8 protein-coding genes and 2 tRNA genes are annotated in these 10,536 nt (G+C 37.6%); 5 read left to right on the forward strand and 5 right to left on the reverse strand.

Features of this window, described 5'->3' with window-relative positions; translation table 11 throughout:
* Positions 1–2: 2 nt before the first annotated feature.
* The 5 genes from BLP81_RS11025 to BLP81_RS11045 all read right to left on the reverse strand — a co-directional run bounded on the left by BLP81_RS11025 (position 3) and on the right by BLP81_RS11045 (position 7,284).
* Positions 3–1,178, reverse strand: a complete 1,176-nt coding sequence (locus tag BLP81_RS11025; protein ID WP_093368637.1) for an AIR synthase related protein — start codon at positions 1,176–1,178, stop codon at positions 3–5.
* 87 nt (positions 1,179–1,265) lie between these two features.
* Entirely contained in the window at positions 1,266–3,452 is a 2,187-nt protein-coding gene (locus tag BLP81_RS11030) for a glutamine synthetase III family protein (RefSeq protein ID WP_093368640.1), read from the reverse strand.
* A gap of 109 nt (positions 3,453–3,561) precedes the next feature.
* Positions 3,562–4,509, reverse strand: coding sequence for a calcium/sodium antiporter (locus BLP81_RS11035; RefSeq protein ID WP_093368643.1), 948 nt, complete (start codon positions 4,507–4,509; stop codon positions 3,562–3,564).
* Positions 4,510–4,561: 52 nt separating this feature from the next.
* Positions 4,562–6,052, reverse strand: a complete 1,491-nt coding sequence (locus BLP81_RS11040; protein ID WP_093368646.1) for an OmpP1/FadL family transporter — start codon at positions 6,050–6,052, stop codon at positions 4,562–4,564.
* A gap of 20 nt (positions 6,053–6,072) precedes the next feature.
* Positions 6,073–7,284: a hypothetical protein gene (locus BLP81_RS11045; protein ID WP_093368650.1), complete on the reverse strand. Its 1,212-nt coding sequence runs from the start codon at positions 7,282–7,284 to the stop codon at positions 6,073–6,075.
* 103 nt (positions 7,285–7,387) lie between these two features.
* On the opposite strand from BLP81_RS11045, the gene proS reads away from it, so the two are divergent.
* The 5 genes from proS to BLP81_RS11070 all read left to right on the forward strand — a co-directional run bounded on the left by proS (position 7,388) and on the right by BLP81_RS11070 (position 10,533).
* Positions 7,388–8,866 (forward strand): proline--tRNA ligase, encoded by a 1,479-nt coding sequence (proS, locus tag BLP81_RS11050; protein ID WP_093368653.1) that lies wholly within the window; start codon positions 7,388–7,390, stop codon positions 8,864–8,866.
* A 63-nt stretch (positions 8,867–8,929) separates the two neighbouring features.
* Positions 8,930–9,001 (forward strand) — tRNA-Glu (locus BLP81_RS11055).
* 34 nt (positions 9,002–9,035) lie between these two features.
* Positions 9,036–9,107, forward strand: a tRNA-Glu gene (locus BLP81_RS11060).
* A 25-nt stretch (positions 9,108–9,132) separates the two neighbouring features.
* On the forward strand, positions 9,133–9,384 hold the full coding sequence (gene rpsT / locus BLP81_RS11065; protein WP_093368656.1) for a 30S ribosomal protein S20: 252 nt from the start codon (positions 9,133–9,135) through the stop codon (positions 9,382–9,384).
* Between the two features lie 120 nt (positions 9,385–9,504).
* Complete coding sequence (locus tag BLP81_RS11070) at positions 9,505–10,533, forward strand: Fe(3+) ABC transporter substrate-binding protein (RefSeq protein WP_093368659.1); 1,029 nt, start codon at positions 9,505–9,507, stop codon at positions 10,531–10,533.
* Positions 10,534–10,536: the final 3 nt, after the last annotated feature.

Consider the following 10,536-nt stretch of genomic DNA (forward strand, 5'->3'; position numbering starts at 1 on the left):
GTTTATTGATACTCGAAATGACCATGTTCTGAAAAAATACTCAAAGACTTCTGTTGTGATGATTCTACCCGACCCACGATTTGAGCATCAACATTAAAGCTTTTGGAAATCTCTATAAGCTCCTGAGCAATGGCTTCATCGACATAAAACTCTAGCCTGTGACCCATATTAAAAACCTGATACATTTCTTTCCAGTCGGTCTGACTTTCGTTTTGAATGAGTTTAAATAACGGAGGTATATCAAACATATTATCTTTTATAATTCTTAGATTATCAACAAAATGAAGTATTTTAGTTTGAGCGCCACCACTGCAATGTACCATCCCATGGATAGAGTGTCTTCCTAGTGTTTCAAATATTTTTTTTACTATTGGAGCATAAGTTCGTGTTGGTGATAATATAAGTTTACCAACATCCGGCAGATCTTCAGAAATAAGGTCTTTTAGAGATTTGGAGCCTGAATAAACTAAATCATCTGGAACTGAAGGATCAAAAGATTCTGGATATTTTTCAGCCAACGCATTATTCAGTACATCATGTCTTGCTGAAGTGAGTCCATTGCTTCCCATACCTGCATTGTATTCTGTCTCGTAAGTAGCCTGACCACTGGAAGAGAGTCCTACAATCACATTTCCGGTTTTTATATTAGCATTATCTATAACTTCCTCCCTTTTTAACCTTGCCGTCACCGTTGAATCGACAATAATTGTACGAACTAAGTCACCAACATCAGCCGTTTCACCTCCCGTTGTATAAATATTGACCCCATGAGTTTTTAAATCATTGACTAAATTTTCAGTTCCATTGATAATTTCTGCTATGATTTCCCCTGGGATTAGATTTTTATTCCTTCCAATGGTAGAAGACACCAAGATGTGGTCTGTTGCCCCTACGCATAGCAAATCATCAATATTCATGATAAGAGCATCTTGAGCAATGCCTTTCCATACTGACAAATCACCGGTCTCTTTCCAATATAGATAAGCCAGTGAAGATTTGGTGCCTGCACCATCTGCATGCATGACGACACAGTGCTCTTCGCTACCGGTAAGATAATCGGGGATAATTTTACAAAAGGCTTTCGGAAATAGACCTTTATCTATGTTTTTTATAGCATTATGAACATCTTCCTTTTGGGAAGAAACCCCTCTTTTAGCATATCTGGCTTGATCACTCATATTAATAATTTGTGCAAATTTATAAAAAATAAACCCAGTCCTGAGTGTTATCCAAAACTGGGTTTATAAGAAAATTTAATATTATTCCTATTTAGTGAACAATAACTCTCTGTATTTAGTCATTGGCCAAATTTCATTATCTACCAATAATTCCAGTTTATCACAATGATAACGGATATCATCAAAATAAGGCTTAACTTGATCGCAATAGGCAAATGCCATTTTAGTAGGATCTTTCAGTGCGTTGGATTTTTTACGCTCTTCAATCATTTGTTCTACTTTTTCGTTTATCTCTTCAATATGCTTAGAAATAGCCTCAATGATATTCATTTGTTGCTTAGCTTGATTTTTAAATTCAGAGCCGTAAATTTCTTTGAGTCCCTTTACATTCTTGATAAGTACGTTTTGATATTTAATAGCTGTAGGAATAATATGATTTCTGGCGATATCGCCCAGCACCCTTCCTTCAATTTGGATATGCTTGGAGTAATCTTCAATTTCGATTTCATATCTGGCTTTGACTTCCCTTTCATTCATGATGTTTAATTCGCCAAAAAGGTCAATAGCTTTTTTAGAAATCTTGGCTTTAAGGGCTTCCGGAGTGTTTCTATAGTTACTCAAACCACGCTTTTTTGCTTCAGCTTCCCAGGCTTCACCATAGCCATCTCCTTCAAATCTAATTTTGTTGGATGATTTGATATACTCTCTTAATACGTTGAAGATCGCATCATCTTTTTTCATTTTTTTATCAGAAATAAGACCATCAACTTCTTTTTTGAATTCGATAAGCTGTTTGGCAACAATGGCATTAAGCACTGTCATTGGATCGGCACAGTTGGCAGTAGACCCTACCGCTCTTAATTCAAATTTATTACCTGTAAAGGCAAAAGGAGATGTTCTGTTTCTGTCTGTATTATCCAGTAAAATTTCTGGTATTTTACCAACAACATTCAGTTTTAATTCTGTTTTCTCCTGGGGAGAAAGTTTTCCATCGGTTACTTTTTCCAATTCGTTTAAAACCTTGGTGAGCTGTGACCCGATGAAAACCGACATAACAGCTGGCGGCGCTTCATTAGCACCTAGTCTGTGATCATTGGATGCTGAAGCTATAGTCGCTCGTATTATCTCTTCGTTTTCATAAAAGGCCTTAATGGTATTGATGAAAAAAGTTAAAAACCTCATGTTTTTCATAGGGGTTTTTCCTGGACTTAGCAGATTAGAGCCTGAGTCTGTCGCCAATGACCAGTTATTGTGCTTCCCACTCCCATTAACCCCCTGAAAAGGCTTTTCGTGGAATAATACTTTAAAATTATGTCGTTCTGCAACTTTATCCATCACATCCATCAATAGTGAATTATGATCGACAGCCAGGTTAACTTCTTCAAAAATAGGGGCGAGCTCAAATTGGTTTGGGGCTACTTCATTATGCCTCGTTTTTACCGGAATTCCCAACAACATACACTCCCTTTCCAGGTCTCGCATATAACTCAAAACCCGGCTTGGAATAGATCCAAAATAATGATCATCCAATTGCTGACCTTTTGCCGGAGAATGGCCAAGCAGTGTTCTTCCGGACATCATTAAATCCGGACGGGTAGAAGCCAGAGCGGAATCCACTAAAAAATACTCTTGTTCCCACCCCAGAGTAGTTATGACTTTATTTACTTTTTTATCAAAATATCTTACCACGTCGGTTGCCGCTTTATCTAGTGCAGAAACAGAACGCAATAAGGGTGTTTTATAATCTAAAGCTTCACCCGTATAAGATACGAATATGGTTGGAATGCATAGCGTTGGCCCCCATATAAAGGCTGGCGAGGAAGGATCCCAGGCTGTATAACCTCTGGCTTCAAATGTATTTCTTATCCCACCGTGCGGCAGACTTGAGGCATCAGGTTCCTGCTGGACGAGTTGAGAACCACTAAATTTCTCCATGGCATCGCCATCTCCATAGGTGTCAAAAAATGCATCGTGCTTTTCTGCAGTAGAACCGGTAAGCGGTTGAAACCAATGGGTGTAGTTGGTAGCCCCTTTTGATATAGCCCATTCTTTCATTCCAGTGGAGATATTATCCGCTAGAGAACGGTCTATTTTATGTCCCTTATCAATCACATTGATTAAGCTATCATAAGAGTCTTTAGTGAGATACTGGCGCATGGCCTTTTTATTGAAAACATTTCTGCCAAAAAGGTCTGATCTGCGTTCAGTTTCTTCTATTTTAACCGGAGTACGATGAAGTGTTTCTTTTAAAGCATTAAATCTTAAAATTGCCATATTGATTAAATTTTAAATTCAATCAAAAGTAAATAATTTTGAGATATGAATAAAAAAACGAGGGTGTAAATTCAAAAAATAAATTTTAATCAATCTCTACCCCTATTATTTACCCCCTAAAAGCTAAAAATATAAATACTAAGTAGGCTAAAAACAGGAGAACACCTTTATAGCGAGATATTACATTTTTTTTAGGCAAGAATACCAAAGGCAAAAGAATTAACGCAAATCCTATCATCCATAAAATATCAACCGACAGCACTTCTTTAGATTGAAGAAAAATAGGCTGAATGAGCGCGGTAATACCAATTACTGAACCAATATTGAAGATATTGGAACCGATTAAATTACCTAAGGAAATGCCGTTTTCTTTCTTTAAGGCTGCAATAACGGATGCAGCCAGTTCCGGAACACTGGTACCAATAGCAATCATAGTGACTGATATGACTCTTTCGCTAACTTCGAAAGACTCTGCAATGCCCACAGCGCCTAAAACGAGAAATTCTGAGCCAAAATAAAGGCCAATGCCTCCAATGATAAACCAGATAATGATTTTGAATCCAGAGGTTTGAGTTAAGTTCTCATCGACTTCATCTGCGACCTCTACCTCTCCTTTCATGGCTTTTCTTATCAAAACCAAAATAAAAATCACCATAAAAATAATCAGGGCTATTCCCTCTATTCTTGAAATTTCATTTTCTGTATATAAAAAAACATAAAGCAGACCAGATAAAACCATCATCACAGGCCAGTTCATCTTGAGAAAATCTTTGTCGATATCCATTGAAGAAATGATGGCGGTTAAACCTAAGACCAGACCTATATTGGCAATATTGGAACCTATGACATTACCCAATGATATATCAGAATAACCAGATAGTGCCGCTTGCAAACTCACCAGGAGTTCTGGAGCTGAAGTGGCAAATGAAACCACCGTTAAACCGATGATCATTTTTGAAATATTGAATTTTAAAGAAAGGGCTACAGAAGATCTTACCAGGAATTCACCGCCAACTACCAAAAAAGTTAATCCTATTATCAGTAAAAAAATATCCATTTAAATAAATTTTTAGCGAAAATAGGATTTTGAGGGAAATCTCTTAGCCTTCTTAAAGATTAAATGCTAGTGTCAACCTATAATTATTAAAGATACTTTGAATTTCAGATTCTTGGGTCAAACCTGTAAAATATAAAACACCCTGTCTGTCCTGAATAACGCGCTGATAGGAAAAATCTAAAGTAGCATTTCCGAAATTATAGCCTAAACCAAAGGATGATCCCTCGGTATCTCCAAGAAAACTTTCATTTTCATAAGGGCTCTCCTGGAAGAAATAGCCGGCTCTTAAACTTACATTATTAATTTTATATTCACCTCCTAAATTAAAAGTCGAAGCACTAGTCATCAAGTTTGAAATATCTTGATTTTGAGTTTCAAATCCACTTGATGTAAACTCCATGGCTGAATAGTCTTTGTAGCTATAATCAAAACTTATCAATCCGGAGCCACCAAAAACATAAGCGGTGCTCAGTGACAGCCGCCCTGGTGTTTTGAAGCTATACTCAGGATAAATATTTAAAACCCTGGGATCCAGAATAGAAACATCCCCTCCGGATCTCACAGTCTCTATAGTTTGCAAAAGCTCATCAGAAATGCTCATCCAGGTCGGAGAATCATAGGTAAATCCAACTCTCCAGGCGTCAGTAATTTTAGCAATACTTCCCAGTTGGAAAGAAAATCCACTCCCTCGGGTGGATAGATCATTATCAAAGAAAATGTCGGTTACACCAGAGCCTGAGTTGAACTCGTCAAAGAGAGTTAATCGCCTGTAATCTAAAAAATGGTAATTCAAATTGAGGCCCAGGTGTATTCTATCCCCAATCATTCCACCTCCATTTAGGGTGTATTTACCAGAATTACCTCTTGATTCTTGAAAATACGTTTGCCTAAAATCAGATCCGGTTACATTGCTCACATACTGTGTATTATCCAAATCCGCGGAATTTAAAGCATCAATAATGAAAGTTTCATAACCCAAAAAGGCTTGCTGTGCTCCAAAATCCTGATTTTCACCTAAAAACCTATATAAGTCTGCAGGACTTTCACCATCACGAGGGGTGAGTAAATCCAAGGGAACACCTTGTGCGTTATTTAGAAAATAACCAGCTACACTCTCATTATTGCTCCCGCTTACGGAATATTCATCATTAAAGTTATTCGTCCGATTATATGAAAATCCTAATGTAAGTTTTTTAAACAAGGTGTTTTCATTAGTCGTTGTAAAAACAAACACGGCACCCAATTGATTTAAATCAAAATCGGAGCTGGATGAGGTGGTAAAACCACCTCCATAAAATGAATCGTTATCAATAGTACTTAAGTCCAGGGAAGCAGAAAATTTATTATTCAAAAAAATCGCCGAGCTTGCCGGATTAATTTGAATAGCTGAAATATCCCCTCCAAGAGCGCCAAAAGCTCCACCCATAGCAGTATATCTGGCGGTACCATTAATACTATTGCTGGAAAATCTTAAAGCATCTGTAATATCCTGAGCGAAAACACTCGAACTCATAATTAGAAATAATACAATTAGTTTTTTCATTATAACTTATTTAGTTTCAATTATCTTCTACCTGAACCTCTTCCTCCTGATGATCTGCCTCCGGAAGATCTGCCTCCAGAGGATCTAGAACTTCCGCCACTGCTTCTTACACCAGAACTTCTGGAACTGCTGCTTGAGCTTCGTGTACTGGAACTTCTGGTGGTTCTGGATGAAGAACGCACGCCATTGCTTCTACTGCTTCTGCCTGATGAGTTATAAGATCCTGACCTCGTTGAGGTATTTCCATAACGGCTGTTCGAGCGTGTTCTGGCATTTACACCATTGGTATTTCTTATACCAGCTCTAGAATAGTTGCCAGAGGTTCTGACGCCAATATTTCTGGAATTTCTAACTCTGTTTGAATAAGCAGAAGAGTTGTTTCGTGAACTTCTGGAAACGTTTTCATTTGATCTGCTTCCAGATCTTCTGGCTACACTACTTCTGGAAGTATTAGCACGGTTAACATTAGACCTTCCTCTATCTGCATATCTGTTATCAATCTGAGATCTTGTAGCGTTTCTTAAAGACATTCTATTTCGACCAAATCTGTTTGTTCTATTATAAGCTATATCATAATAACCTCCGTAGCCTGGATAAAACGGATGTCCAAATCCAGGACCGTAAAACCCAGGACCATAGAAGCCTCCGAAACCTCCGTAAAAACCACCGAAACCTCCGTAAAAACCACCGAAAAAGGGATCAGCAAAACCAAATCCCGGGCCATAGAAACCTCCAAAGCCGAATCCGCCCCATCCCCATCCAGGGCCATAAAATCCTCCCATAAAAGGATTACCAAATCCACCCCAGCCCCAAACAGGACCAAAGCCATTGTTGATATAATTTATACTTACGTTAGTAGGGTTAGTTCCCCACCCTGCATTATTACCATTGTATATTGGTTCTTCATAATATTTTTCTTCTTCCATATAATTTCCATCATCAGAAGAGTAATCATCTATATCAACAAATACTTCATTATTTAAATTTCTGGCTTCTGAAATCATCTGCCCTTGATCTTCAAAAAACTTTGTATAAGTTTCAGATTCTTTATTTACATTTCTTTGTGTTTCATTTGCATTAGAAATTGATCTTCTGGTCTCCGAAGGGACGCTAGATCCATAAATTCCATCAGGTGTAGAATTTACATTTCTGTAAGACGAACACGAAGTCAAGAAAACCACAGATAACATTCCTAGTGTTACCGAATTAAAAATTTTGTTTGAGTGTATCATAACTTGTGGTTTTATATTAATAAGTATTATCAAATTTAGTTAGTTTTGTGCTAACAAACATAATCATTAACATAGGTACAAGTTTTGTGCCAAACCAAACATAATGGGAAAGAGCCTGACGAGTAGAAAAGAAGATTATTCCAAGTGGTATAATGAATTGGTCGTTAAAGCAGACCTGGCAGAAAACTCTGCAGTACGGGGCTGTATGACCATAAAACCCTATGGTTATGCCATATGGGAAAAAATGCAAGCCGAATTAGACAGGAGGTTTAAAGAGACGGGACATGAAAATGCTTATTTTCCCTTATTTGTTCCTAAATCTTTATTTGAAGTTGAAGAAAAAAACGCTGAAGGCTTTGCCAAAGAATGTGCCGTTGTAACACATTATAGATTACAAAACGACCCTGATCGACCAGGTAAATTAAGAGTAGATCCTGAAGCAAAATTAGACGAAGAATTGGTAGTAAGACCTACCTCAGAAGCTGTGATCTGGAACACCTTCAAAGGCTGGATTCAGTCCTACAGAGACCTTCCCCTCAAAATAAACCAGTGGGCTAATGTGGTAAGATGGGAAATGAGAACGCGACTTTTTCTCAGAACCACAGAATTTTTGTGGCAAGAAGGACATACTGCTCACGCCACTAAACAAGAAGCTATTGAAGAAGCTGAGCTGATCAATTCTTTATATGCAGATTTTGCTGAAAATCATTTAGCTATCCCCGTTATTGAGGGATTGAAATCTGAAAGTGAAAAGTTTGCCGGTGCTGAAGAAACCTATTGTATTGAAGCCATGATGCAGGATGGAAAAGCTTTACAAGCAGGAACTTCTCATTTTTTGGGGGAGAATTTTGCTAAGGCTTTTGATGTTAAATTCACTTCAGATCAAGGTAAACAAGAATATGTATGGGCAACTAGCTGGGGAGTTTCTACAAGATTGATGGGTGCACTAGTGATGACACATTCAGATGATAACGGGCTGGTATTACCTCCAAATTTAGCTCCGATTCAAGTTGTTATTGTTCCGATCTTTAAAAATGAAGAACAACTCGATCGTGTATCCGAAAAAGCAAATGCTATTGCAGATGCTTTGAGGTCCAGGGGAATACGTGTAAAATACGACAACAGGACAACACATAAACCAGGCTGGAAATTTGCAGAATACGAGCTGAAAGGAATTCCTTTAAGAATTGCCATTGGTCCAAAAGACCTTGAAAAAGGAACTGTTGAATTGGCCAGAAGAGATTTATTATCCAAAACATTTGAAAATCAAGAAGGTTTGGAAAACCTTATAGAAAATCTTTTGAAAGAAATTCAACAGGAATTATTCATCAAAGCCAAAGCATTCAGAGACGCACATATTACTAAAGTGGATAACTTTGATGAATTCAAAGAGGTCTTAGAATCTAAAGGGGGTTTTATTTCGGCGCACTGGGATGGCACCTCAGAGACAGAAGAGAAAATAAAAGAACTGACCAAAGCTACCATCCGATGCATTCCCTTTACAGGAGATAAAGAAGGTGGAAAGTGCATGTTTACAGGTAAAGATTCTGCTCAGCGCGTTTTATTTGCAAAAGCTTATTAATTTTTCGAATAAAACATTTGTGCAATTTAAATAATTGGTTATTTTTGCACTCGCAAATTTAATGGTCCGTTCGTCTAGGGGTTAGGACGCCAGGTTTTCATCCTGGTAACAGGGGTTCGATTCCCCTACGGACTACAAAGTTTAAGTTCATTAATCACATTATTAACACGGTCCGTTCGTCTAGGGGTTAGGACGCCAGGTTTTCATCCTGGTAACAGGGGTTCGATTCCCCTACGGACTACTATTAAAATTTTATACTTAAAGCTATGGCTAATCATAAATCAGCATTAAAAAGAATAAGAAGCAACGAGGCAAAGCGCTTAAGAAATCGTTATCAGCACAAAACAACTCGTAATGCGATCAGAAGATTAAAGTCTACTGAAAACAAAGAAGAGGCGCTGAAAAGTCTTCCAGAAGTTATCTCTATGGTAGATAAGTTGGCAAAGAAAAACATCATTCATGATAATAAAGCTGCTAACTTAAAGTCTCAGTTAACCAAATATGTTGCTGCTTTATAAGCTTTAACACAGAACCCTTATTGTGGTCTCTTTGAGGAGACCATTTTTTTTGCGAAAAAAAGTTATTAATAATAAGTCTAAATAAGTTTAGTTATTTAAATTTGTAAAAAAAATAAAACCATGCAAAAAATACTTTACTTACTCTTTATCTCAGTTATTGTATTTGGATGTAAATCTGACAACAAAAAAGAAACTGAAAATGAATTAACTGTTTACACTCACAGACATTACGAGTCGGATCAGAAATTATTCAAACGCTTTGAACAGGAAAGCGGAATCAAACTCAATATCGTCAACGCCAGTGCCGACGAATTAATTCAAAAAATGAACCTGGAAGGTGAGCAGTCGCCTGCCGATGTACTCATCACTGTAGATGCCGGCAGACTATACCGAGCAAAATCCCAGGGTCTACTGCAGTCTTTTTCATCCAAGCTTATAGATTCCATAGTTCCAGAACATCTTAAGGATGAAGACGGACAGTGGGTTGGTTTAACCAAAAGAGCACGAGTCATTGCTTATGCCAAGGACAGAGTTGATTCGACTCAATTATCCACCTATGCTAATTTAGCTTCTGAAAAATGGGATAATGAAATATTGGTAAGAAGTTCTTCCAATATTTACAACCAATCGCTTTTAGCTTCTATAATAGCAAATCAAAGTAAGGAATTTGCCGAAGAATGGGCGCAGGGCATCGTTGAAAATATGGCACGAGCTCCTAAGGGAAATGACAGGGACCAGGTGAAAGCGGTAGCCAATGATGAAGGAAACCTCGCTATTGTAAATACCTACTATATAGGAAAGCTTTTGAATTCTGAAGATCAAAGCGAAGTAGAAGCCGGGAAAAGCGTCAATATCTTTTTCCCAAATCAGGAAACCACGGGAACCCACATTAATGTGAGCGGTATAGGTGTTGCAAAATACTCCCCCAATAAGGAAGCCGCAATACAATTTATTGAATTTCTTCTTCAAGAAGAAGCTCAGAAAATCTTTGCAGGTTCCAATTTTGAATATCCAGTAAATCCAAATGTAGAACCCGCGGAAATTTTAAAATCCTGGGGAGACTTTAAAGAAGATAATTTATCCCTCAATAAACTAGGAGAATATAATAAGGAAGCCGTCATTATTTTTGATAAAGCAGGCTGGAAATAGTTT

It is taken from the genome of Psychroflexus sediminis, from assembly GCF_900099815.1.
GTDB lineage: Bacteria > Bacteroidota > Bacteroidia > Flavobacteriales > Flavobacteriaceae > Psychroflexus > Psychroflexus sediminis.